Below are 23,910 nucleotides of genomic sequence, written 5' to 3'. Positions count from 1 at the left end.
AGTTCAAGCTCGATTTAGACCTCTTAATCATCGATTATTCTGCTGTTTTATCGCCCTATTCCACGACAACCTCCCGCTTCTGCCCATCATCTACATAGCTGACAACCTTCACATTCATAATGTCCATCAAATCTCGTAAATTCAGCTGAGTGCCCCCATCTTTCATCACATAGTCAAGCGATACTTCTTTATTCTCCTCTCCTGGTCGCTTAATGATCGCTACATGCTTGATCATGTTCATTTCAGCTTGCATATCACCAACCTTCAGAATTGCGGTCTGCACCTTGCCATCCCACTGAATTTCTCCGCCCATTCGGCTCGTCATCGTCCGCAGACTGACATAGAATTGATCGCGGATCATTTGATACTCTCCAGTATTCAACTGCCAAGTAGCTGAACCATAACGTACAAATAACGGCAAGGATCGATTCATGACTTCACTCAGCGAAGCGTCTGGCCACGAGGCCGCATCCTGCATCATTATTCGATCAGCCTCCTCGGGTGTCAATACTGCCTTCACCCATTTCGACTTCTGCGCTAGTCGGAATTGGACAGGTTTCACCTCAGACGTCAGTGCTGCGAACTGATATCCATTATTTTTGTAATATTTAATGATGATCGGTAATGCCTTCACGCTCTCACTATGACCGGTACCGTCATGCATCAACACGGTTACATGTGACTTCAGCGGCCCTGATTTCACGCCCTTAATGATCTCCGCTGCAGGAACATTGCTACGTTTCGAATCCCCGCTATCCACATCCCAATCATGAATGATGAATCCGGCCTGTCCGAGGCGTTCGAAATAACTGGCATCGAAATTTCCATACGTCCCTCCCGGTGCACGCAGCAGCGCCGGTCGCTGGCCGACGATTTGGTTCAGAACATTCTCGGTCTTGATGATTTGCCGCCAGAATTCTCGAAAATCGGTATATAATGGCTTGTACGCGTGATTGTATGAATGATTGCCGAGCTGATGCCCTTCTTGGACGATTCGCTTAACGAGGTCAGGATAACTTTCTGCCTGCTGGCCTAGAACGAAGAACGTTGCCTTGATCTTTTCTTTAGCCAAAATATCCAGCACTTCTGAAGTGTTTTTGCTCGGCCCGTCGTCAAATGTTAAATAGACCGTCTTCGTCTCAGATGCCTTCGTCGACTGTTCCGCATTGGCAATTCCTGCAAACAGTGTATAGTTAAAAAGGAGAAGCAGCACCATGGCCCAGCCTCTCCGATTCCATTTCATACTAACGTTCTGACGGTTATTTCGTTGATTCTTCATTCCATACCCTCCCAAGTGTCTATGAAATCATTCATTTGCTAGAGTATATGGGAAGGTATGAAGCTCTATGACTCGGTCTACAATATTAATTGCTAAACTCATAGTGATAGAGGTACAGGGACGGCTGAAAATGATTATTAAGTTGATTCATATAGGAGGATTCGCTGGATGCACCAAATTGAGCAGTTGTTCCATGAATACGGCTATCTCGTACTTTTTTTCGGACTCCTACTTGAGTTCATCGCACTGCCATTTCCCGGAGAGACGACGATGGCCTTTGCAGGGTATTTGTCCTATATGGGCAAATTGAATTGGATGATCCTCATCATTGTCGCATTTTTCGGTACGACGATTGGGATGACCATTACTTACTTCATCGGACACGCGGTTGGGATGCCCTTCGTTCGCAAATACGGTAAGTGGTTCTTCTTAAATACAGGGAAAATTGAAAAAACAGAGAAATGGTTCGGCAAATACGGCAATGGACTTATATTTATCGGTTATTTCATCCCCGGCGTGCGTCATTTCACAGGATATTTTGCAGGCATCATTCGATTGCCTTTCAGAAAGTTCGCGATCTACGCTTATACCGGCGCTTTGTTCTGGGTCATTGTATTCATCTGGCTCGGCAAATTTTTCGGACCTCAGTGGAACAGAATCTTCAAACTCGTCGAGCACAATGCGCTGTATGTTGCCATTGGCGTTATCGTCATTTTGGTGATTTTCGTATTGATCAAATACCGCAAGCGGCTGTTTAGGAAATAATTCGGAGGGGCGGCTAACGAACCCAGCAGACCTTATTCGGCGAAAAAATGGCGATTTTCAGCTGTAACGAATCTCAGCATCGCTATTTTAAGAAAATGAGCCGCAAAACGCCCGTATTTTGTCAAATAAGCACTCTGGGATTCGTTAGCCCCCAAGTAGACCCCACTTCTTGGGTAATAAGCACTCTACGATTCGTTAGCTACAAATCTCTCGACAAAAAACAGGGTATGTCGATGACGTCGACACACCCTGTTTTCTTTGGATCATTTATGATTTCATCTGCTTCACGGTGTCCAGTACCGCTTCCACATGCCCTTTGACGCGCACTTTGCGCCATTCCGCGGCAAGTCTTCCCTCTTCATCCACTACGAACGTCGATCGGACGATGCCTTCGAACTCATGGCCGTACAGCTTCTTCCATTGCCAGACGCCGAAAAGTCGACTAACCTCATGCTCCGTATCCGCAAGCAGCAGGAATGGCAGCTCATTTTTCGCGATGAATTTCAAATGCGCCTTCGTCTCGTCGCCGCTAATCCCGATGACCACCGTATTATGCTTAGCGAACTCCCCGCTGAAGTCGCGGAACTCACACGATTCCTGCGTACAGGCCGGCGTTGAGCTTTTCGGATAAAAGTAAATCACAAGCTTCTTCCCGCGATAATCATGCAGCGATACCTGCTCTCCGTTCGATGCGGGCAGTGTAAAATCAGGAATGCGTTGTCCTATTTGCAAATCTGCCATTCTATTCCCTCCTTACTCATTTGACCATTGCTTCATCATCCGCTCCGCACCTGAATCGTACTTCCGATCGGCTGTTGTCTTCAGATTTCTTGATTGAACTGAACCTCACAAGGGTGAAATCCGATGACAAAGGCGAACGCTATCGCTTCTCCAGTACGATTTCAGCTGCTCCGCTCCGAGCTCCTGAGATGCCGTCGTCCAAATCATTTTAACCTACCATTCCTAAGACCCTGCGCCGCGGTATTTCCGCACGCCATAGTTCCAGAACAAGATCCCCCCGGTTAGGAACACGATCCCCATCACCGGCGTCAGCAGCGCGAACGACTTCGTGATCTCCTGATCGAGGAAGTACGATGCCGGATAGACGCCGACGAAAGCAAACGGTGCGATCCAGGTCAACACGACTTGAATCAGACGATTATAGATCGTAATCGGGTAACGCCCGTACCCTTGGATGTTGAACATCAACGGCAGAATGCCTGTCGGCGCATCGGAGAAGAACGAAATCGCCGTTAATGCCGTATACACGCCGGTATAGATCATGACAGAACCGATGACCATAACGATGAGCACCAGCAGTTCCACGATTCCGAACGGAATATCGAGTTGCACCCAGCAGATGCCGAGAATGACCGCACCGACGAACGATCCAATGATGGAAGGCGGATCGATATTTTCCAAAATCACCTGAAAGAGACTATGTGCGGGACGCGTCAGAACGCGGTCCATCTCCCCTTTGACAATATAGCGTTCACTAAAGCCCCATAAATTAATGAATGACATGAAGATCCCATAAGGGATCATGAAGTACCCATAGACGAACACCACTTCTGCTTCCGACCAGCCACCGAGCGAGTCGGTATGCTGGAAAATGACCAGAATAAAGATCAGATTCGTCGCTTGGAACAATAAGTCCGACAGCACCTCGACCCAGAAATCTGCACGATACGTCAGCTTCGTCTTGATATAGTTCTTCATATATTCCCAGATTAACGATGTATAGAATATCATGCTCTAACCCCCCTGTACGAACAACCGATGCCGCGCGCTGCGCCACATGAGGAAGATCGGAAGAATTAGAATCGTAAACCATAACAGTTGGATCCCTAGAACTTGCCAGATGCCCGTCCCTTGAATCCGTCCCGTAAACACCGAGCTCGGCAAGAACGTAATCGCTTGGAATGGCAGGAACTTCATGATGCCGGACAACCAACCTGGGAACAAGCTGATCGGCACGATCACGCCGGAGAACAGGTCAACCAGCACGCGTTTCATGCGCATCATACCTTCATTGTTCTCCACGAAAAATGAGAGCAGTCCCGTAAAAATATTAATTTGCGAATTAATTAAGAAGCTCATTAATAACATAAACAGAAAGGCTGTCCATGCCGCTGGATCGGTCGGCAGCTTTACGGGGAACAAGATGCATGCAATGATCATCCCCGGTCCCATGAAGAGCAATAGGCGGAACAAGCCTTCGCCAAGACCTTGCATCATTTTGACGAAGACGTAGTTATAAGGCCGTATGAACTGAATCGCGACACTGCCATCCCGAATATCGTTCGCTATCTCCCGATCCAAGTTATTGAAGTAAAATGCACGAGCCATCCAAGACACTGCGACATAGGTCGTCATCTGATCAGCGGTGAACCCACCGAGCGTCTGCTGCGACCCGTAGATCGCCTGCCAGGTGAAATAATAGACACCAATATTGAGCGTATAAATCAGTATGCCGCTATAATAATTGACGCGGTAAGCCAGCATCATGAGGAAGCGAATACGGATAAAATCGAGATAAGCGCTAAACATTCGACACCTTCTCATCACCCAGCAAATGCAGCTTCGACTCCTCTGCAGACCCTGACTTATAAATCTCGCGAACGATATCATCAGTATTCGTCTCGATAATCTTAATGTCCGTAATCTCCGTCGTACCGACGACGCGGCTCAGCACATCCGATACGTTCACTTCGAGCGGAATCCATACTTTGGCGGTATATTCGTTCTCAATGGACCAAGCTACCTCAAGCCCAGCGGTCAGGAATTGTAGCTGCTCCAATTGGAACGGTGCGGCGAATTGGAACTGAACCTCGCGTCCTTTACCCCACTTCGCCTTCAGCTCATCCAGTCCTCCATCGTAGATAATTCGCCCATCATCGAGCATAATGACGCGCGAACAGAGGGCTTCAATATCTTGTAGATCATGTGTCGTGAGCAAAATGGTCGTCTCATAGCGCTGATTCATCTGCTTCAGGAATTCCCTAATCTCCGTCTTCACGACGATGTCGAGACCAATCGTGGGCTCATCCAAGAATACGATCGATGGGTTATGCAATAAGGAAGCAACGAGCTCACAACGCATCCGCTGCCCGAGACTAAGCTTCCGTACTGGGCGATTCAGCAAGTCCTGCAACTGTAGACGCTCGACAAGCTCATCTAACCGCTTCTTGAATTCCGCTTCAGGAACGCGATAGACTTTGCGAAGCAGCTGGAACGACTCGATCACACCGATATCCCACCATAGCTGACTCCGTTGACCGAATACGACGCCGATCCCGCGTACGAACTTCTCACGCTCTTGATAAGGAACGAAGCCGTTCACCCGAATATCGCCGGAGGTCGGTACGAGGATCCCCGTCAGCATCTTAATGGTTGTCGATTTCCCTGCACCATTCTCTCCTATATAGCCGCAAATTTCGCCCTTGGGAATCTGGAAGGATATATCTTTCACCGCACGGACTTTGGTATATTCACGACGGAACAAGTCCAACATCGCGCCCTTGACGCCTTCACGGTTCTTCTGCACATTAAATTCCTTGCGCAAATCTTTTACATCTATGGCTAACACGATTCTAGCAACCTCCTGGTACAATGCCTAAAAAACGACAATTCATTTGATTTTTCTCCAAAAAAAAAACTATAATGTAATGATACTTTAAATAGATCATCTTGCAAAACCATTTATTATTCTTAAAATTCATAGAGAAGAAAGGAATGAAGGCAACATTTTATGAAAAAGATGAGCAAACGGGCAAAATGGATTACCTACTCCAGCATTACAATACTTGCTATTGTACTGATTTTTGCCGGCATCTATGCGTACCGCATGTACAAAGGTCTCGACAATATGAACAAGAACCCAGAGGACTCTATCTTTAAAAATAATACGCAAGTCGAAGAAATCAAGCCTCCGGAATGGACAGGCACGGAGCGCGTTAACATATTACTCTTAGGCGGCGATTCCAGGGGGCTCGCGAAGAATGAGGTTCCTCGTTCCGACTCCTTGATGATTGCATCTGTTGATCCCGTAACGAAAAAAGGAACGCTATTCTCCATCCTTCGGGATACGTATGTTGATATTCCAGACCATGGCAAAGAGCGGATCAATGCCGCACTAGCGATTGGCGGACCGAACCTTGCGATGAAAACCGTCAGCGATGTCATGGGAATTCCGATTCAATATTACGTCTACGTTGACTTCAAAGGCTTCATTGCGTTGATCGATGCGATTGGGGGCATTGACTTCGAGGTCGAGAAAGATATGAAATACAGCAGTAAAGCGGATAAACACGAATACGATATTGATCTGAAAAAAGGGATGCAGCATCTCGATGGGAAATCAGCTCTCCAATATGTTCGATTCCGTCACGATGCGATGTCTGACTTTACCCGAACGGAGCGTCAACGCGAGTTCTTGAAAGCCGTCGCTGCGAAAATGCAATCGACATGGTCGATTATGAAATTGCCGGATATTCTCGAGCAAGTGAATCCGTTCATCGAGACGAATCTCACGATCGATGACATGTGGAAACTCGCAGCCCTTGGTTATGATACGAAGGTCGGCAGCAGCGTGCAGATTCCTCCAATGGATATGATTGCTGAAGAAAAAGCAGGCGGCGCAGCCGTCATTGGCGTCAAAGATTTCGATAAGTTGAAGGAGTTCGTTCAAGAGACCTTCACGAAAGACAATGCACCTGAGCCGCCAGCAACGACGGACGCAGGTGGAAAAACTACAGACACAGGTACAACGACGAACGGAACAACGGAGAAGACAGATTCGAATTCCAGCACATCTAAGAAGTAACACAACACAGACACTATATATTCGAAGTCTTAAGGAGAATATGCAATGAATCGAGAACGTTCAGAACATTGGTATCAAGAAGCTTTAACCCATATCGTCGGCGGGGTGAATAGCCCTTCCAGATCCTTCAAGGCCGTTGGCGGCGGCGCTCCCGTCTTCATGGAACGCGGTCAAGGCGCATATTTCTGGGATGTGGACGGCAACAAATATATCGATTACTTGGCGGCTTATGGCCCCATTATCGTTGGTCATGCACATCCACATGTTACGGAAGCCATTACACGCGCAGCACAGAACGGTACCTTGTACGGTACACCGACGACGCTTGAGGTCGAATTCGCGAAGATGCTGAAGGATGCGATCCCTTCGCTTGATAAAGTGCGTTTCGTCAACTCAGGGACAGAAGCGGTTATGACAACCATTCGTGTGGCACGTGCTTATACGAAACGGAATAAAATCATTAAATTCGCCGGGTGTTACCATGGGCATTCCGATCTTGTGCTAGTCGCTGCAGGATCCGGCCCGTCTACGCTAGGCATTCCAGATAGCGCTGGGATTCCAGCAAGTATTGCACAAGAGGTCATCACAGTGCCGTTCAATGATCTGAACGCCTTGGAAGCTGCGCTTGAGCGCTGGGGCGACGATGTCGCAGCTGTGATGGTCGAGCCAATCGTCGGCAACTTCGGAATGGTCATGCCTGCACCAGGCTTCTTGGAAGGCCTCTGCCGCATCACGCGGCAGTTCGGCGCGCTGGTCATCTATGACGAAGTCATCAGCGCGTTCCGCTTCCATTACGGCAGCACGCAGACGTTCGCTGCGTTCGATGATTTTGCCGCGATCGAGCCGGATTTGACGGCACTCGGCAAAATCATTGGCGGCGGCCTGCCGATCGGTGCGTACGGTGGCCGCAAGCACGTCATGGAGCAGGTCGCACCGCTCGGACCTGCTTACCAAGCCGGCACGATGGCGGGCAATCCAGCCTCCATCGCTGCAGGGATTGCGTGCCTGCAAGTCCTGCAGGCACCGGGCACGTATGAGCGCATGGATTCACTTGCCAAGGCGCTCACAGTCGGTCTCGAAGACGCTGCGCGCAAGCACGGCGTACCTTTGACCATTAATCGTATTCGCGGTTCATTCTCTACGCATTTTTGCGACCATCCTGTGACAAACTATGAAGAAGCACAGCAATCCGACGGCGAGCTATTCGCTCAATTCTTCCGCGGTATGCTGTCCCAAGGCATTTGCCTCGCTCCTTCAAAATATGAAGCCTGGTTCCTGACGACCGAGCACACAGAGGATGACATCGCAAAAACGATTGAAGCTGCTAACACCGCTTTCTATCACATGTCCGTCCGATAATCCGCCAATGTAACATCAAATTGTTATCTTTGGAAGATTGAAAAATCGTGGCTTGTGTGATAGGATAGAGACAATTCAATACGTCTCCAAAGGGGAGTAGCAAGTAACAGTAAAGTCGTCATTACGGGAATCGTCTTCCCCGGCTTTATTGGCAACGATCATGTTGTTTGCGAGACCTTTGCCACCTATGGTAAAGGTCTCTTTTTTATTGTCTAGATTAGACGCCGTTACCATAGAGGGTAACGGCGTTTTTTATTATATCTTATTGGAGGAGTTGGAATTATGGATTTTTTCTCAATGGAGTTCTGGTCAGCATTACTCGCAATCGTCATGATCGACCTTGTTCTCGCAGGCGATAATGCCATCGTTATTGGTCTTGCGGCGCGTAACTTGCCAAAGGATAAACAGAAGAAAGTGATTATTTGGGGGACCGTCGGTGCAATCGCCATTCGGGCCGCAGCAACATTAGTTGTCGTCTGGTTGCTCAAAATCCCTGGCTTGCTTATTGCGGGGGGACTCGTCCTTCTCTGGATCGCCGTCAAGCTGATGGTCGAGGAGAAAGAACACAACGTCGAATCTGGTCAGAGCCTCTGGGCCGCTATTCGAACGATCATTATCGCAGATGCTGTGATGGGTCTCGATAACGTTCTCGCTGTCGCAGGCGCAGCTCATAACAGCTTCTTGCTCGTCATTCTTGGACTCGCGATTTCGGTACCGATCGTTGTCTGGGGAAGTACGATCGTCCTAAAGTTCATGGAGAAGTATCCGATTATTATTACCATCGGTTCAGCGGTCCTCGGTTGGACAGCATCGAAGATGATCGTCGGCGAATCGTTCATGAAACCATTCTTCACGAATCCCGCCGTCAAATATGGATTCGAAATACTGGTCGTAGCCGCGGTCGTCATTACTGGGCTGCTCATCAAACGTCGCAGAGCTGGCGTCAAGCCGCATACAGAACCTCAAGCATAGGATTAGAAAGGCATCTCATGCACTAGAAAGTCTAGTCATGTGGTGCCTTTATTATGTTCGCTCATCTTTCTTGGTGAAGGTAGGTTCCGAATCCAACATCATAAGTGACTTGAATCCCTTCCCCGCTGCTCGCAGCAAAGTGCTGTTCATAATACGCACACATCGCTTGAAATAAAGCACGACTACCGCCTAAACTGTCCGTTTGCTTCACCGCATTTGATGCACCGACTCGCTTCACGCTATGCAAGAACGCCATGACATCTCGATAGGTGAGGATGTACTGCTGCTGATCCCAACGAAATAAGCCCTGATCGCCAAACATCTGCTGCCAATCTGATCCGTTCGGATAGGATTGCCCATGCGGGATCATTGGAAGACCAAGCTTGGATTCAGCTGCGGCGAAGGATCGGTGTAATTCATGAAATGTCTCGCCTGCGAACGTAGCAAAAGCGAACAACCCGTCTAGGGCTAACAATTGCTGCAATGATCTACAAGTTCGCTGCGGGTCATTGAACCATTGGAAAACCGCAGACGACACAATAACATCATATGTGATTTTTTGCGAAAGGTGAGCCTTCTGGTCTTGCAACATTTGTGCGCACGCCCACTCCTCCGCATCTGCGACGATGAAAGTTACATTGGATGCATCTTCCCCTAACCGCTTCCGCGTCTCTTCGACCATACGCTCGGAGAGATCAAGCGCCGTGATCTGCGCCTGTGGGAATAACCGGCTGAGCTCTGCTGTAACAATCCCTGTTCCGCAGCCGATTTCTAGGATTCGCGACACGCTTCGTCCCTTCGCCCAGTCCGACACATAAGCAAGCAGTCGTTCTGCCATCCACCGCTGAACGACGGCGTATTGGTCATATTGCCCGGCATGGCGGTCGAAGTTGCGGCGGACTCGCTCTTTATCCATTTGTAATGTTGTTCCCATCGCAAAGTCTTCTCCTTAATGTTGTTAAAAATAAACCCCGTTGAACATGAAAAGGCATATGCCCTGCATTCGATACATATGTGACCTGTTCAGCTGGAAGATTCGACGGTACAGCACCAACCGGACATACATCATCTTGCGTGCCGTGAATCCAATATAAATTCACCCGTTGCTGCATTAACTTCATCCAGTCTTCGTGCAAATCGGTATCTAGCAAATATTGCAGCCCCGAGACCAAGCCTGCATCCGTATAATCATGCGGCATCGTAAGACGATGACCATCTTCCTGCGCGTCGATCAGCTGCGCCCGTTCCTCATCAGTAAGCAGCGAAGCTTGAAAGGCCTTCACTGTCGCCTCCGGCTCCTCTGCCATCTTCTTGCACATCCGTTCGACGACGCGTCTTGGCCACCCTTGCTCTCGGTTCGCCGTAACGAACTGAAGCGACGAGGCAACAAGGATCATCGACCCGAGTTCCCTTGCCAGTCCATTCAGATCATCATGCGCTAACGCCTCAATCCCGAGCATGCCGCCCATCGACCAGCCGATGATATGCAGATCCGCGGGCTTCGTGGATTCGAGGATACCTTGAATGTCCTCCTGCACGGCCTTACGAAAGTCCTCAACTGTATAGCAAGTTTGGAAGCTAGCAAACGAATGATTGAACTCCGTTAACTCCGATACGACATCCTTCCACACCTCCGACGAAGTTCCATAACCATGAATCCAATATACATGCTGCTTCGTCATGTCATATCAACTCCATCTGCTGGCCAAGTTCAATCATGCAATGGGCTGCCCAATCCAAGTCTTGTTCCTTATGCGTCGCCATTAACGTAAAGCGGATCCGGGATGTCCCTTGCGGCACGGTAGGCGGCCTAATCGCTACAGCTGCTATTCCCTTCGATTGCAGCGCCTCACTATAGGCGATCGCCTGAGCATTATCTCCTATCATTAGCGGTATGATCTGGCTCTCACTTGCTCCCGTATCGAACCCTGCTGCCTGCAATGCGGTGCGGAATTGCTGTGTCCGTGCCAGCAGAGCCTTGCGCCGCCAAGATTCTTGCCTAGCACGCAACCAATTCGCTCGCACGGCATAAATAACCATTGGCGGTAGTGCAGTATTGTAAATGAACGTGCGTGCACGATTGAGCAGGAATTGAATCAAGATTGCATCTCCCGCAACATAAGCACCACAGCCCCCATAGGCTTTGCTGAACGTTCCCATCTGTACTTCCACGTGATCTTGCAGCCCCATCGCATGGACCAAGCCTTGCCCTTCGCTGCCATAGATCCCGCCGCTATGGGCTTCATCCACCATCAACATGGCTCCGTAACGATCCTTCAGCGTAACAAGATCATGAAGCGGTGCAAGCGTGCCGTCCATACTGAAGATGGTATCCGTGACGATCAATTTGCGTGATTCCTTCGGCGCTTTCTTCAGCTGACTCTCCAGCTGGTTCAGATCCCGGTGACGATAACGCACATGTTCCGCACGACTTAACAGAATCCCATCCACAATACTGGCATGATTCAGCCGATCGCTGAAGACGCAGTCATGCCTTCCTACGAGGGCAGGAATAATCCCCATGTTCGCCATATACCCGCTGCTGAACAACAGACATCGCTCTGTTCCTTTGAAGGCAGCAAATTCTTGTTCGAACTGTTCATAAATCGGATCATTCCCAGTAACAAGCCGAGAGGCGCCTGCTCCAGATAGGGAATTCATATTGGATGGTTCCGATCGATCTGCCGATTCGGACGCAAGGCCCAAATAATCATTGGAAGCCAAATTGAGCATTCGCTGCCCTTGGCGTTCCAGAAAGCCTTCAGGATTGAGCTTCGTTGCCACCAACTGCCGGCTCAGATGCTCCCTTTGCAATCGATCCAGTTCCTCCTGCATCCATCCCCACTTTCCAGCATTTACAGCGCACATAACTCAATCTCAAAGCCCATATCTTCGATCATGCGATGATCGTCTGTTGCCTCTTGACCTTCTGTCGTCAAGTAATCACCGACGAAGACCGAGTTCGCGGCATACAGCGCGAGCGGCTGCAGCGATCTTAAGTTGACCTCGCGACCACCCGAAGCACGAATCTCCTTATCCGGACAAATAAACCGGAACAGCGCAAGTACTTTCAGACAGTAGCGTGGATTTAAATGTTTAAGAGATTCAAGCGGTGTTCCTGGGATCGAATTCAAGAAGTTAACCGGAATGGAATCGGCATCGAGCTCACGAAGCGCGTAAGCCACATCAACGACATCTTCCTTCGACTCGCCCATCCCAACAATACATCCCGAGCAAGGAGACATCCCGGCTGCTTTGGCACTCTCAACCGTCGTTACACGATCATCATAGGTATGTGTCTTCGTAATGCTCGAGAAATGCCCCGAACTCGTGTTCAAGTTATGATTGTAGCGATCAACCCCCGCTGTCTTCAGACGATTCGCTTGATCCTGCGACAGAATGCCTAGGCATGCACAGATCTTCATCGGCATCGTGGATTTGATCTCTTCGACAGCGGCAATAACTTGATCTAATTCACGAGGCGTCGGTCCCTTACCGCTCGCTACGATACAGTAGGTTCCTGCCTGCATCTCCATCGCTTTACGCGCACCATCGATGAGGACATCCTTCTCAAGCAGCGGATATTTCTTCACCGGTGCTGTGGAGACAATCGATTGGGAGCAATAACCGCAATCCTCTGGGCATAGCCCGCTCTTTGCATTGATGATTAGATTCAGTTTTACTTTCTTGCCGAAATAATGCTTACGCACACGGAATGCTGCATGCATAATTGCGAGCAATTCCTCATCGTCTGCGGTAAGTACTGATAATGCTTCTTCTTTTGTTAACCGTTCCCCATTTAAAGCTTTGTCGGCATATGTATTCCAATCGATTTTTGTTAGTAATTCGCTCATTTTAATTCCCTCTCCAATCCAATAAGTTGATGCAAATTCACACGTTCAGCAACCGTTGCGGCCCAAGCCATTCGCCATGCATCGTCAGCCTCTTCAGCCATCCAAGGCAAAATCCCAAGCACATGAACATCCCCGAACGCTTCAATCATCATCGCGTTGTCTTTGACATTCGCTTCTTCCCCATCTTGATATCCATTCAGAATGATGCCTGCGATCTCGACCCCCGCCTGTCTTGCATACGCAATCGTCTGCAAGGCGTGATTCACAGTACCTAACCCCGCTCTAGCTACGATCAACAAGGGAAGCGCTAAATCCTTCGCCAAATCTAACATCAGATGCTGCTTGGTTAACGGAACGCCTAATCCACCAGCCCCTTCCACCAGCCACATGCCGCCTTGTGCAAGTCTTGTCTTGCCTTCCTCAACCAAGTGGTGATAGTCCAGCGTTAAACCGCTTCTCCGCGCCGCGATCCAAGGGGCTAAAGGATCTGGCAAAGTAACCGAAACGATATCTTCTTCCTGCTGATTCCCGATCCGGCTTCCATGCCGTAATCGATAGCTATCCGCATTCTCTTCCCCGACGCTTACCCCCGTCTGCACAGGCTTCCACAGCCTCACATCGTCGATGCCGAGATGGTGCGTTAATGCCGCAGCAACGCCGTAAGCCACTTGCGTTTTACCGACGTCGGTATCGGTTCCTGTTATGAATAATCCTCTTCTGCTGTTCATCGCTAATGCACCTCATATTGTCATCTATCATATTCTAATCGTCAACCAATTATAATATATTAGGTTAACAATTAGAATAGACAAAAAACTTCCGTTCACCACACGTACCCAGTGCAATGACGGAAGTTCTTCGGAATTATGGATTAATAAATACCGTATGTGCTTTAGTCCGATTCTCAATCTGGAAGCCTAATCCGTCAGCGAGCAGACGGAGTGGAACATAGGTTTTCTGTTCTTTCCCAACCTTGAGCAGGAAGGCAGGAGCATCGACGACAAGCGGTTGACCATTCACCGATGCAGATTTCGAGCCGATCGGCAGTGTCAGGACGTGGTCGCCATAGAAAATCGTTGCGGTTGACGTTTTGTTATCCCACTTGGAGGTTGCCCCCATCGCATCGACGATGTCTTTGATGGCCACGAATGTTCGATTATTCCTTACTGTTGGCAGATTTTTTGTTACGAGTTCTTGCCCTTTCACAACAATCGTCGTCGCTCCTGTGCTGTCTGGCTTCGGTTCACGATAGGATCCCCAGATCGACTCTGCAAACGACTTCGCCATCAACTCATACCCTTTTTGCGTCGGATGAATGTCTTGTTCCATCAAGTTAGTATGCGTTAACTCACCTTCTCTGCCTTTGAACAGTTCGGCAACATGTGCGACTTTGATCTCCGTCCCTTCATCCGAGAAGGCCTTCGCCATGCCGTCAATGGTGCTTGTAAATTGGTCTGCGACAGACATCAATTTCTGATACAACGCTTCACGCTGGTATTTCGGCAAAGGCTGATATTGATCTGCGATAATAATCGTCGCCTTCGGATTCATCGCCTTGAGCATTTTTACCGTTTCCGTGACATTCGTTGTGTACTGTTCGATCAGACCATCAACCAAACCTTTAGCTTTGTCATCTGCCAAATCACTCATTTCGTTCAGTAAGGCACCAAAATCATTGCCACCGATCGTAATCGTAATGACATTGGCTTGCTCAATATCAGCCTTGGCCTGTGCAATGCCTTGCTCGATTGAAGCTGCTCGCGGATCTGCTACGACGGACTTGAGATCGGCATACTTGAACGACTGACCGGATTGAATTGCCTTCACGTAAATACGCAGTCCTTCGCTCGTTAACCCGAGAATGCCATAATTGCTTAATTTCGCTCTACCCTTGTACAATGCTTGTTCCAAGACCCGATCAACGAAGCCATAAGGAACGGGGTTCTTCTCCTTGAGCAGCTGCGGCTCGAATCCTACGGTGAGCGAATCGCCGAGTGCGACATAACGCAGCTCAGACACAGCAGCTTGAGTATCCTTCGCCTCTACTGCACTTCCCGCAGGAACGGCCGCGTAGGCACCACCCGCCCAGCTCATGCAGAGCATACACGCCATCACTGTCGCCGCGATAGCTCTACGCTTCGTTCGTGGTTGATATTTCATTACATTTCACCTCGACACCAATCTATGAATCTATCGATTTATTATATCATAATCAGGTTCTGCTTTACTTATGGTCTGCCATGTATGACGCTGCAACATAGCCAAATGTCATCGAAGGCCCCAAGGTAGCTCCCGGCCCTGGATATGTCTCTCCCATGACGGCGGCAGAACAGTTGCCTGTCGCGAATAAACCAGGGATCGGTACCCCAGCCGAATCTAGGGCACGCGCATACTCATCTGTTACGATACCGCCTTTCGTACCAATATCGCCCGGATAAATCGGTAGAGCATAAAATGGACCGTTCTCAAGTGGAGCCAAGTTTGGATTTGGGTAGGTTGGATCGCCATAATAACGGTCATAAGCACTATCGCCGCGATGGAACACTGAATCTTTGCCCTGCCGCGCATCGCGATTAAATCGTTCGAACGTTGCTGTCAGCTTTTCGGCAGGCACCCCCATCGCTTGAGCCAGCTCAGCGGGCGTATTTCCTTGCTTGATGAAGCCATTATCGAACCATTTCTTAGGGAATGGCTGACCCGGGAATAATCCTAGGAAAATATACCGGCTCTTCGTCGTCTTATCGATAATGATCCATGACGGTGTCGTTCGTGCTTCCGGCTTATCGTTCTTATACATCTGATCCACGAATTCATGATAAGGCACTGCTTCATTCAAATAACGTTCACCCGCGCCATTGACGACCATCATGTTCGGTAGTGCACGCTCTGCGACTAGGAAATACGGTGCCTGACCCGGAGGTATAACCGAAGGCGCCCCCCATACCCGATCCATGAGATCCAGCGTAGCACCAATACGTAACGATGCCTCGATCAAATCGCCTGTCTGACCTTCCGAGGCTGAAGTCCATTTCTCTGACGTCGGAAGCGGAAGATATTGCTCACGCATTTTCTGGTTGTGAGAGAATCCGCCCGAAGCTAGGATCAAGCCTTTCTTCGCTTCAATTCGCATCTTCTTGCCATCCCGCACAGCAATAAGGCCAACAACACGCCCATCGTCCATCACATAATCTTGAAAAGCCGTCTTCACCCAGACTTCTCCCTGCACATCCATTAACGATCTACGCAGTCGGCCGATCAATGCTTCACCAAGTGAAGACAGACGAGCGCCTGTCACAACGCTTCGGATTAATCGTATACCGAGTTTCAACGAGGTTTTTTTGCCCACCCTTGTTCTTGTAATCATATTTACTTTATGAAATTCAAAGGCATTCATGACAATACCATACGTTGGCAGATTGGCGCGTCGCATATTCTTCCGTTCTTCACCAAGTTTGTTCAGATCGAAGATCAGCGGTTCTACAGAACGTCCTTGCGGAAATCCACCCGGCGCTTCTGGATAATAATCGGAATAGCCCGGGATGTACTTGAAGCGAACATGCTCCGTATTATCGTGCAGATAACGCACCATCTCCGCACCTCGTTTCACATAAGCCTCTTTCCGAACCTTCGGTACACGATCTCCAACCGTAGCATCCAGATAAGCTTGTGCTTTCTCCCACGTATCGCCTAGACCCGCTGCCGCCAAATAGTGATTCGTCGGTACCCAGATGGCCCCGCCCGATAAGGAGCTAGAGCCACCGAATAAAGCGGTCTTCTCAATAACAAGTGCAGACAGTCCCTTCAGTCTTGCTGTCAACGCTGCCGCTAATCCCCCTGCTCCTGAACCTACGACGACGACATCATAGCTTGCATCCCACGTATTGCCCATCGACCGATCTCCTTTCCAATAATGTATACGCTTACAAAAAATGATGAGATTCGACAGCGTTGCTGCTGAATCCGATTGAATCGCTAATCTTGATGTGCATCAAGCAGCTTCTTATAAATGCGAAGCAATTCTTGCACTTCAGACTCCGTCAAATCTTTCATGAGGTTATCGATCATGATGGTCCGCTGCTCTTGCAATTCGAATAGCACCGCTCTACCCTTCTCCGTGATTTCGAGCATAACGACACGCCGATCATCCTCTTGCATGACACGCTTCACCAGCTCGCTCTTCACCAGTTTGTCGGTCATCACGGTGACACCGCCAGAGGTAATCGCAAGCGTGTTCGCGAGTACCGTCGCACGTTGTGGCCCTTCCAGCTCCAATATTTCAAGCGCCATAAAATGCGTGTGAGGTACATTCATGGTTGTACGCTTATTCCAATCCGTCATCCATCGCCGTCCAAGGACGTTATACATGCTGTAAATGTGATGAATATCTTGCTTCTGGATGCGGTCCACCCTCTTTCTGTGAGTCAAAAAAATATCTTACTAATAAGAATTCTACTCGTAAGATAATTCGTTGTAAACCCATATTTTTCTAAATTTGATCCCATACGCAAAAAAGGCACCCACTCCATCAACGATGGTGGAGCATGTACCTTTTATCATGGGCTAAGCTTTCATATTTACCTGTCTCCCCTTGCCTTTTCCCCCCGTCCAAATCCAGATACTGATCACGACTAACACGGCCAGATAGAGATATGGTCCATACGGCAGCAGCGTACTGCCATAATGTACTACGACAAATGGAGCGATCATTAGCAGATACGGCAGGATCCCCCAACCTGCGGCTTGCTGGGACTCTGCGATAGGTTCCGAGAACGGCAGCGACTTCGTCATAAACTTATAACACAAGCTCGTATAGACAATCGCGTTCAGAAGAACGACGAAGAGGTCCGGAACGATGCGGCCTCCGAATAGCGCGATGAAGACGAGCGCTTGCACCAAGAACACAGGCATGAACATACGGAGCAAGACCGCTTTGGTCACAGCGCGGTGGAATGCGGTGATATCTTGAACCGGGGCTACATGATAGATCCAGGCACCCTTGTGCCGACCAGAGAACCTCGCCATTGCGATACAGGTCGGAATGATCATCAAGCAGAAATATATCGTGTAATACATCGAACTCGAGCTCAATTCCGTGAGCCCCCCGCTCCGCAGCGTATTGAAGAGCAGAATAAACGGCAGAATGAAGGCGATCCCGAGCGACGGATAGACTTTGAGCTTGAATTCCCGCTCGCTCCCGATCATTCGCAGTACAAAACGGAAAAAAGCCTGCTCTTCCCGCGATGTACAGAGTACCTTCGCCAGAGCTTGCAGACCTGGACGAGAGGCGCCTTTACCGTCTCCCCCATGGTTAGTTAACTTCATTAAGTGCTGTTCGAACTTCGGAAGTTGACGGGTATATACCGCCACGGCAAGGATCGGAGCGCATACGGCAAGTATCGTCATCGCGATCAAATACGGGTCTGTCATGCCCTGCAGCAGCGCGAACGGCGCCGCATACCAAATCGGCGGAAGCAGCATATTCCACCACGCCGGTACCCATTCGAAATCGATCTGCATCAGATCGAAGGATCGAATCACAATCTGATAGCCTATGACGAGTCCGATGGACAGACCAATTTGCACATAATTGATCATATCCTTCAGCTTCTCGCCATCATACAGCCGCAGCACCCCGAAATAGACAAGCGCAGTCAGAACAAGAATCAATAAATCCAGCAGAATGATCTCCACGAGGAAAATCAATCCAAAGAGGACACCATACCGAATGATCGACACAATCCACACCGGCGCCATCAATACGGCTGTGATGATCACGAGATAATTGCCAATATGAAGCGCCTTCGCCATACTAATCGTTCGCGGGTGGACAGCCTTCGTACTCAGAATGGACTTATCCCGAACATCGAGCAGCACCGAAGAGAAGTCGGAGATCATCGAAGAGGACATCATGAACATCATCATGCTGAAGATAATACTCATCTGAATCATCGGCTGGCTGCCGAGCATCAGAAACGGAATCATCATGCACCCAATAAATCCATACACTAATAACGATTTGCCAAAATAGTTCGTCTCCGTCAGCATATCGTCCTGCTGCTTCTTCTTGGACATCATCGTGAGCACCGTCGGAATTCGCCGACGATCCATCAGAAGCTTCACTTGTAAAATTTTACGCATGACAGGATAATCAACGCCTACCTTCGCGAATAACCCTTGGCAACGATCTAAGATCTTCAACACTCTGAACTCCTGCATCGCTACACCTCTTGCACGATGGATACGAAATCCTCGGCAATCGATTTGTGCTCGTGAAAGCCTGTCAGTTCATTGAAGATCTCTTCCAAGGTTCCTTCGTGATTGCGTTCCTTCAGCTCATCGAATGTCCCGTCTGCGACGATCCTTCCGCCATTGAGCAGCACAATTCGGTGGCTAATCTTCTCAACGACGTCCATAATATGCGAGGAATAGAAGATCGTCTTCCCCTGTGCCGCCAGCTGGGCCAGAATTTCTTTGACGACCATGACACTGTTCGCATCCAATCCACTCAGAGGCTCATCTAAAAATAACAAATCCGGATTATGCAGCAGGCTTGAGATAAGCATTACCTTCTGCTTCATGCCTTTGGAGTACGATGCGATCGGCTTGTGGAAGACATCCGCCCCTAGGCCGAACTGCTCCATCAATCTGCTTGCTTTGCGATTCGCATGCTCCCATGACATCCCGTATAACTCCCCAATAAACGTTAAATACTCACTTGCCGTTAGATTATCATAGATATCAACGACCTCAGGTACATAGCCGATCCGGTTCCGATACTGCAGATCTCCATTGGCAATATCCTGACCGAACAATTGAATATCGCCCAAATACCCCGTTACAAGGCCTAACATAATCTTCACCGTCGTGCTCTTGCCTGCCCCATTCGGCCCAATATAACCAATGATCTGCCCTGGATAGACATCAAGATCAATGTTCTGGAGTACGGTTTTGGTCCCATAAGCCATATACAAATCACGAATAGATACTACTGGTTGTTCTGTGTTCATCCCCAAATCCCCTCTCACGCCGTCCTCACAGACAAAAAAGCAAAGAAACGTAAGCCTCTTTGCTCTTCTGGTGCGCTATTCTTTGTCTTTCACATATCGATCATATCGACCGTCGACTTCCTTCGCCATGCTGCGGAACTTCTTCGTCTCTTCTCGAATGGGATCCAGCTCCGTCTGAATTCGAATTTCGTATTTCGGAGATATTTGTGCGCGTTCTTGCGCTTTGCGATCAACCGCTTCCATCTCGCCTTCAGTCAACATGTCGCTCAGCTGCTGTTCTAGTTCTTGAGCCGATTGGTTTTGACGTTGTTTATCCATGTTTCAGAACCCTTCCTTTGTCTACTAAATATGCGTTGTTCTGCAGCTTACTACGCATATAGTCTTCACCGGACTAGCTCAATCGATGTGTGAAATTAACGATCTAACCCTGTTACATTGGCTTCTGCCAGCACCTGTTGCAACTCCTCATGGATATGACCATTGGTTGCCAGGACATGACGCACCCCAAGATGATACGGATTGCCTGCGGTATCCGTCACCTTGCCGCCGGATTCCTGAATGAGCAATACGCCAGCCGCCAGATCCCAAGCATTCAAATTCAACTCCCAGAATCCGCTTAAGCGTCCTGTCGCCACGTAAGCAAGGCTAAGCGCGGCAGACCCAATCGTACGAATGTTGCGAACGCGTGGTGCAACCGCTTGAATACCTGCCAAATTGAGCGGCAGCAATACATCTCGGTCTGTTGGGAAACCTGTTGCGATCAGGCTGCTCTCAAGATTCTCTTCTTGGGAGACCTTCATTCGCACGCCATGAACATATGCTCCCTTGCCCTTCTCCGCGACGAACAACTCATCACGCGCCGGATCATAGATCACGCCTACAATGACTTCCCCTTTATGCGCTAACGCAATGGATACCGAATATAGCGGTAATCCATGCACGAAGTTCGTCGTTCCGTCGATCGGATCTACGATCCACAAATAATCGGACTGCTTCACTTCATTCAATGCGGAAGTCGCTGCAGCTGCGCCGACACCCGTACTCTCTTCACCTAGAAAAGAGTGATCGGGAAAATGTGTCATGATTAAGCGGCGAATGAGTTTTTCTGCGCCTTTATCCACTTCGGTCACTAAATCATGCGACGAGGTTTTTATATCCAATTTTTCATAGTTTCCTAATTTACTCTTAATCCATTCTCCTGCCTTCGCAGCGCAATTAATGGCCACGGCGGTAAAACTTTTACTGCTAACCACATACGGCTCTTGGTTCGTTTGATTCAAGGCTATCACTCTACTTTCCTATTGAATCTCCTATCCATATACAAAGTATACGCTCTAGGGATCAGCAAGTTTCGTCACGATTACGATATGCGCGCAAAATCCAACTCATGCACATCTCAAGTGATCATTATGGTTACGGCCTGTAGCCTGAGAGCAAAAAAGTCCGTTTCTCCTAAGCGTCTCAAAGGCGCTATGTTGTAGAAACGAACTCTTGAACTTGAATGGCGAAACGCTACACGCCTACGATGTGGAACCCACCATCGACATAGATTACTTCGCCTGTAATTCCGCGGGATAACGGACTAATTAAGAACATCGCCGTATCGCCAACTTCAGCCGTTTCTGTCGTACGACGAAGTGGTGCTTTCTCTTCCACTTCACGCAGAATCGAGTTGAAATCTTTAATCCCTTTCGCAGCAAGCGTACGGATTGGACCAGCCGATACCGCATTCACGCGAATGTTGTATTGACCGAGGTCATTGGCAAGGTAACGAACGGACGCTTCAAGCGCTGCCTTCGCAACACCCATTACGTTGTAGTTCTTCATGGCACGCTCTGCACCAAGATACGTCATCGTCATGATGCTACCGCCCTCAGTCATTAACGGATACAATCGCTGCGACACCGCAACAAGAGAGTACGCGCTAATGTCATGTGCTAACGCAAATCCAGCACGGGATGTATTCACGTATAATCCTTCAAGCTCTTCCGCTTTCGCGAATGCAATACTATGTACGACACCGTGAAGAACGCCGAATTCTTCTTTTAGTTGTGTTGCGAGGATATCAATTTCCTCATCCACCGTTACGTTGCATGGAAGTATAATTGAATTCGGGATTGTAGCTGCAAGTTTACCTACCCGTTCCTGTACCCGTTCACTCTCATATGTAAATGCTAGACGTGCACCTTGCGCCGCTAAGGATTGTGCAATCGCCCATGCGATACTGCGATCGTTAGCGACACCCATGACTACAATATTTTTACCTGCTAATAATTGACTCATTTCTTCCTTTTCCTCCTCTCACCGATTCCTAGCTTGTCCATCATCGAATGTACCAGCTAACAACCAGTCCTTTGTCCAAATTACCTTATTTACAGGCGAATTTCAAGTATTTTATACGTTATATGGCTATTTTACCAAATTATTCCTCAATTTCAACACTAGCTTGATCCTTTATCGTAACGCCATCATTCGTGTATTGCTTCAGATCGTCCATAAGTTTGAATAGTGCATCATCTTTCATCTTCGCTTCAATCATCACATCCAGATGCGTCGTGAGTGGAGCAATCGCCCGCAGAAAGTTAAGCAGCGGCTCGACTTGCACATAATCGGCATGTCCTCGAAGATCTTTATCACTCTTGGGGCTGGATACATGAATTTTGGGCGGCAGCACCATATGCTCCTCACGCCATGTCGCGTGAATACGCGGCCATAGCTCTTCAGGACGTTCACCTTCATTATTTACCCATTGATGATGAATATCGAGCACCATGGGCAATCGAAGCTTCTCACTGATCTGAAGGGTCTCTACCGCATTAAATGTCTTATCATCATTTTCTAATGTCACTCGCCGCTTTAGTGTAGGGTCAAGCTTGGAGAACTGATGAATGAACCGTGCACCTGCTGTCGCTTTGTCCCCGTATGCACCGCCAATATGAATATTATTTTTCGCGCGATCATCCAATCCCATTGCATCAAGCATCCTAACATGATGCGTTAGATCGCGAATTGAATGACGAAGAACCTCTTCTCGCGGGGTACTAAATACGGTGAAATGATCGGGATGGAAAGACAGACGCATGCCTGCTTGATTCGCATAGTCGCCAATGGCCGAGAACGCTGGCTTCAGATAGGGGAAAGGATCCCAATCCTGAAGGGATTGATGTGTCGCTAAGGGGATCAGCTTCGATGACATCCTGTAGAGATGAATGTCATGCATTCGGTTATGCTTCAGCAACCGCAGCGTATTGTGCAGGTTCTCTTCTGCTATTCGTTCTAATCGACGGTAACCCGCTTCGATGTCACCCAGCTTCTCAAACTGCTTGTAGGTCATCGTCCGCGAAGGCGATGCGTTCTTGATTACCGTAGACATCGCGACGTAGCCGATCCGAACCTGCATTGCCTTTTTCACCGCGTGGGCCTCCTTATCGTACGTTGAAATTCACATACTTCTAAGTGTGCCCATATCCGGTTACTTTTTACCAGGATCACCAAAAAACATCTCGTACGCGAGCGCTGTCTGCACACGCGCTTCTTCATCATTCAACTTGCGGATTAACTCCATCTCCACCTCGGTCACTTCTTCCCCTTGGAAGTTGATCTCTGCAATGGATGCGACGATCTTCACGATCGCAATGGCTTGGTTATCCGGTGTATATGCAATGACCTTCTGGCCTGTCGGGAATACGCGGAATCCGCTCTTCACCATTTTACCGCGGCCGTATTCTAACAGCTCGTACAATTCTTGCTCTGATTTGAACTTGCACACTGAATTAAACTCCGTCTGAAATCCCATTAATCGTTCCTCCTTTATATAGTTAAAAATAGAGCAGGGAAGCGAACACCTCC

General features: G+C 48.8%; 24 protein-coding genes. 4 read left to right on the top strand and 20 right to left on the bottom strand.

Annotated features, from left to right (window positions below):
- Positions 1-55: 55 nt before the first annotated feature.
- Positions 56-1,279 carry a polysaccharide deacetylase family protein gene (locus ACFQZR_RS08755; RefSeq protein ID WP_379344875.1) on the bottom strand — a complete coding sequence of 408 codons (1,224 nt, stop codon included), beginning with the start codon at positions 1,277-1,279 and terminating at the stop codon, positions 56-58.
- Positions 1,280-1,447: 168 nt separating this feature from the next.
- Here ACFQZR_RS08755 and ACFQZR_RS08750 point away from each other — a divergent pair, with 168 nt between their 5' ends.
- Positions 1,448-2,044, top strand: a complete 597-nt coding sequence (locus tag ACFQZR_RS08750) for a DedA family protein (RefSeq protein WP_379344873.1) — start codon at positions 1,448-1,450, stop codon at positions 2,042-2,044.
- A 267-nt stretch (positions 2,045-2,311) separates the two neighbouring features.
- On the opposite strand, the gene bcp is transcribed toward ACFQZR_RS08750, so the two are convergent.
- The 4 genes from bcp to ACFQZR_RS08730 all read right to left on the bottom strand — a co-directional run bounded on the left by bcp (position 2,312) and on the right by ACFQZR_RS08730 (position 5,633).
- The gene (gene bcp / locus ACFQZR_RS08745) at positions 2,312-2,785 is read right to left on the bottom strand and encodes a thioredoxin-dependent thiol peroxidase (RefSeq protein ID WP_379344871.1); all 474 of its coding nucleotides are present in this window, start codon (positions 2,783-2,785) and stop codon (positions 2,312-2,314) included.
- 222 nt (positions 2,786-3,007) lie between these two features.
- Positions 3,008-3,796, bottom strand: coding sequence for an ABC transporter permease (locus ACFQZR_RS08740; RefSeq protein ID WP_379344869.1), 789 nt, complete (start codon positions 3,794-3,796; stop codon positions 3,008-3,010).
- Positions 3,797-3,799: 3 nt separating this feature from the next.
- Positions 3,800-4,594, bottom strand: a complete 795-nt coding sequence (locus ACFQZR_RS08735; RefSeq protein WP_018754922.1) for an ABC transporter permease — start codon at positions 4,592-4,594, stop codon at positions 3,800-3,802.
- A complete protein-coding gene (locus ACFQZR_RS08730) occupies positions 4,587-5,633 on the bottom strand; it encodes an ABC transporter ATP-binding protein (protein WP_379344866.1) in 1,047 nt (348 codons plus the stop codon). Before ACFQZR_RS08730 ends, ACFQZR_RS08735 begins: the two co-directional genes overlap by 8 nt.
- Positions 5,634-5,795: 162 nt before the next feature.
- Between ACFQZR_RS08730 and ACFQZR_RS08725 the strand changes: the two genes are divergently transcribed.
- The 3 genes from ACFQZR_RS08725 (at position 5,796) to ACFQZR_RS08715 (ending at position 9,200) form a co-directional block, all read left to right on the top strand.
- On the top strand, positions 5,796-6,869 hold the full coding sequence (locus tag ACFQZR_RS08725; protein WP_379344864.1) for an LCP family protein: 1,074 nt from the start codon (positions 5,796-5,798) through the stop codon (positions 6,867-6,869).
- A 45-nt stretch (positions 6,870-6,914) separates the two neighbouring features.
- Positions 6,915-8,228: a glutamate-1-semialdehyde 2,1-aminomutase gene (locus ACFQZR_RS08720; protein WP_379344862.1), complete on the top strand. Its 1,314-nt coding sequence runs from the start codon at positions 6,915-6,917 to the stop codon at positions 8,226-8,228.
- Positions 8,229-8,510: 282 nt separating this feature from the next.
- On the top strand, positions 8,511-9,200 hold the full coding sequence (locus ACFQZR_RS08715) for a TerC family protein (protein WP_379344860.1): 690 nt from the start codon (positions 8,511-8,513) through the stop codon (positions 9,198-9,200).
- 61 nt (positions 9,201-9,261) lie between these two features.
- Here the strand turns inward: ACFQZR_RS08715 and bioC are convergent, their stop codons facing one another.
- The 15 genes from bioC to ACFQZR_RS08640 form a co-directional block, all read right to left on the bottom strand.
- The gene (gene bioC, locus ACFQZR_RS08710; protein WP_379344858.1) at positions 9,262-10,134 is read right to left on the bottom strand and encodes a malonyl-ACP O-methyltransferase BioC; all 873 of its coding nucleotides are present in this window, start codon (positions 10,132-10,134) and stop codon (positions 9,262-9,264) included.
- Positions 10,109-10,882: an alpha/beta fold hydrolase gene (locus ACFQZR_RS08705; RefSeq protein ID WP_379344856.1), complete on the bottom strand. Its 774-nt coding sequence runs from the start codon at positions 10,880-10,882 to the stop codon at positions 10,109-10,111. Before ACFQZR_RS08705 ends, bioC begins: the two co-directional genes overlap by 26 nt.
- A gap of 1 nt (position 10,883) precedes the next feature.
- Positions 10,884-12,068, bottom strand: coding sequence for an 8-amino-7-oxononanoate synthase (gene bioF / locus ACFQZR_RS08700; RefSeq protein WP_379344854.1), 1,185 nt, complete (start codon positions 12,066-12,068; stop codon positions 10,884-10,886).
- A complete protein-coding gene (gene bioB, locus ACFQZR_RS08695) occupies positions 12,056-13,054 on the bottom strand; it encodes a biotin synthase BioB (protein WP_379344852.1) in 999 nt (332 codons plus the stop codon). Before bioB ends, bioF begins: the two co-directional genes overlap by 13 nt.
- Complete coding sequence (bioD, locus tag ACFQZR_RS08690; protein ID WP_379344850.1) at positions 13,051-13,782, bottom strand: dethiobiotin synthase; 732 nt, start codon at positions 13,780-13,782, stop codon at positions 13,051-13,053. The genes bioB and bioD overlap by 4 nt, the downstream gene beginning before the upstream one ends.
- A 136-nt stretch (positions 13,783-13,918) precedes the next feature.
- The gene (locus ACFQZR_RS08685; protein WP_379344848.1) at positions 13,919-15,214 is read right to left on the bottom strand and encodes a stalk domain-containing protein; all 1,296 of its coding nucleotides are present in this window, start codon (positions 15,212-15,214) and stop codon (positions 13,919-13,921) included.
- A gap of 64 nt (positions 15,215-15,278) precedes the next feature.
- Entirely contained in the window at positions 15,279-16,943 is a 1,665-nt protein-coding gene (locus ACFQZR_RS08680) for an FAD-dependent oxidoreductase (RefSeq protein WP_379344846.1), read from the bottom strand.
- 83 nt (positions 16,944-17,026) lie between these two features.
- On the bottom strand, positions 17,027-17,461 hold the full coding sequence (locus ACFQZR_RS08675; RefSeq protein ID WP_379344844.1) for a MarR family winged helix-turn-helix transcriptional regulator: 435 nt from the start codon (positions 17,459-17,461) through the stop codon (positions 17,027-17,029).
- 153 nt (positions 17,462-17,614) lie between these two features.
- Entirely contained in the window at positions 17,615-19,270 is a 1,656-nt protein-coding gene (locus ACFQZR_RS08670; RefSeq protein ID WP_379344842.1) for a hypothetical protein, read from the bottom strand.
- Positions 19,271-19,272: 2 nt separating this feature from the next.
- Positions 19,273-20,061 carry an ABC transporter ATP-binding protein gene (locus tag ACFQZR_RS08665; RefSeq protein ID WP_379344840.1) on the bottom strand — a complete coding sequence of 263 codons (789 nt, stop codon included), beginning with the start codon at positions 20,059-20,061 and terminating at the stop codon, positions 19,273-19,275.
- A gap of 75 nt (positions 20,062-20,136) precedes the next feature.
- The gene (locus ACFQZR_RS08660; protein WP_379344838.1) at positions 20,137-20,379 is read right to left on the bottom strand and encodes a hypothetical protein; all 243 of its coding nucleotides are present in this window, start codon (positions 20,377-20,379) and stop codon (positions 20,137-20,139) included.
- Positions 20,380-20,474: 95 nt separating this feature from the next.
- Complete coding sequence (locus ACFQZR_RS08655) at positions 20,475-21,341, bottom strand: inositol monophosphatase family protein (RefSeq protein WP_379344836.1); 867 nt, start codon at positions 21,339-21,341, stop codon at positions 20,475-20,477.
- A gap of 232 nt (positions 21,342-21,573) precedes the next feature.
- The gene (gene fabI / locus ACFQZR_RS08650; protein ID WP_018754905.1) at positions 21,574-22,344 is read right to left on the bottom strand and encodes an enoyl-ACP reductase FabI; all 771 of its coding nucleotides are present in this window, start codon (positions 22,342-22,344) and stop codon (positions 21,574-21,576) included.
- Positions 22,345-22,483: 139 nt separating this feature from the next.
- The gene (uvsE, locus tag ACFQZR_RS08645; protein WP_379344952.1) at positions 22,484-23,461 is read right to left on the bottom strand and encodes a UV DNA damage repair endonuclease UvsE; all 978 of its coding nucleotides are present in this window, start codon (positions 23,459-23,461) and stop codon (positions 22,484-22,486) included.
- Between the two features lie 72 nt (positions 23,462-23,533).
- Positions 23,534-23,857 (bottom strand): hypothetical protein, encoded by a 324-nt coding sequence (locus tag ACFQZR_RS08640; RefSeq protein ID WP_018754903.1) that lies wholly within the window; start codon positions 23,855-23,857, stop codon positions 23,534-23,536.
- Positions 23,858-23,910: the final 53 nt, after the last annotated feature.

Source organism: Paenibacillus sp. GCM10027629 (assembly GCF_042676425.1).
GTDB classification, from domain to species: Bacteria; Bacillota; Bacilli; order Paenibacillales; family Paenibacillaceae; genus Paenibacillus_K; species Paenibacillus_K terrigena.
This window is presented reverse-complemented; position numbering and strand designations above follow the sequence as displayed.

What these genes read in the sequence shown, in the direction of transcription:
- ACFQZR_RS08755 (WP_379344875.1), bottom strand. Translation starts at nt 1,279, where the DNA reads ATGAAGAATCAACGAAATAACCGTCAGAACGTTAGTATGAAATGGAAT.
- ACFQZR_RS08750 (WP_379344873.1), top strand. Translation starts at nt 1,448, where the DNA reads ATGCACCAAATTGAGCAGTTGTTCCATGAATACGGCTATCTCGTACTT.
- bcp (WP_379344871.1), bottom strand. Translation starts at nt 2,785, where the DNA reads ATGGCAGATTTGCAAATAGGACAACGCATTCCTGATTTTACACTGCCC.
- ACFQZR_RS08740 (WP_379344869.1), bottom strand. Translation starts at nt 3,796, where the DNA reads ATGATATTCTATACATCGTTAATCTGGGAATATATGAAGAACTATATC.
- ACFQZR_RS08735 (WP_018754922.1), bottom strand. Translation starts at nt 4,594, where the DNA reads ATGTTTAGCGCTTATCTCGATTTTATCCGTATTCGCTTCCTCATGATG.
- ACFQZR_RS08725 (WP_379344864.1), top strand. Translation starts at nt 5,796, where the DNA reads ATGAAAAAGATGAGCAAACGGGCAAAATGGATTACCTACTCCAGCATT.
- ACFQZR_RS08720 (WP_379344862.1), top strand. Translation starts at nt 6,915, where the DNA reads ATGAATCGAGAACGTTCAGAACATTGGTATCAAGAAGCTTTAACCCAT.
- ACFQZR_RS08715 (WP_379344860.1), top strand. Translation starts at nt 8,511, where the DNA reads ATGGATTTTTTCTCAATGGAGTTCTGGTCAGCATTACTCGCAATCGTC.
- bioC (WP_379344858.1), bottom strand. Translation starts at nt 10,134, where the DNA reads ATGGGAACAACATTACAAATGGATAAAGAGCGAGTCCGCCGCAACTTC.
- ACFQZR_RS08705 (WP_379344856.1), bottom strand. Translation starts at nt 10,882, where the DNA reads ATGACGAAGCAGCATGTATATTGGATTCATGGTTATGGAACTTCGTCG.
- bioF (WP_379344854.1), bottom strand. Translation starts at nt 12,068, where the DNA reads ATGTGCGCTGTAAATGCTGGAAAGTGGGGATGGATGCAGGAGGAACTG.
- bioB (WP_379344852.1), bottom strand. Translation starts at nt 13,054, where the DNA reads ATGAGCGAATTACTAACAAAAATCGATTGGAATACATATGCCGACAAA.
- bioD (WP_379344850.1), bottom strand. Translation starts at nt 13,782, where the DNA reads ATGAACAGCAGAAGAGGATTATTCATAACAGGAACCGATACCGACGTC.
- ACFQZR_RS08685 (WP_379344848.1), bottom strand. Translation starts at nt 15,214, where the DNA reads ATGAAATATCAACCACGAACGAAGCGTAGAGCTATCGCGGCGACAGTG.
- ACFQZR_RS08680 (WP_379344846.1), bottom strand. Translation starts at nt 16,943, where the DNA reads ATGGGCAATACGTGGGATGCAAGCTATGATGTCGTCGTCGTAGGTTCA.
- ACFQZR_RS08670 (WP_379344842.1), bottom strand. Translation starts at nt 19,270, where the DNA reads ATGCAGGAGTTCAGAGTGTTGAAGATCTTAGATCGTTGCCAAGGGTTA.
- ACFQZR_RS08665 (WP_379344840.1), bottom strand. Translation starts at nt 20,061, where the DNA reads ATGAACACAGAACAACCAGTAGTATCTATTCGTGATTTGTATATGGCT.
- ACFQZR_RS08660 (WP_379344838.1), bottom strand. Translation starts at nt 20,379, where the DNA reads ATGGATAAACAACGTCAAAACCAATCGGCTCAAGAACTAGAACAGCAG.
- fabI (WP_018754905.1), bottom strand. Translation starts at nt 22,344, where the DNA reads ATGAGTCAATTATTAGCAGGTAAAAATATTGTAGTCATGGGTGTCGCT.
- uvsE (WP_379344952.1), bottom strand. Translation starts at nt 23,461, where the DNA reads ATGCAGGTTCGGATCGGCTACGTCGCGATGTCTACGGTAATCAAGAAC.
- ACFQZR_RS08640 (WP_018754903.1), bottom strand. Translation starts at nt 23,857, where the DNA reads ATGGGATTTCAGACGGAGTTTAATTCAGTGTGCAAGTTCAAATCAGAG.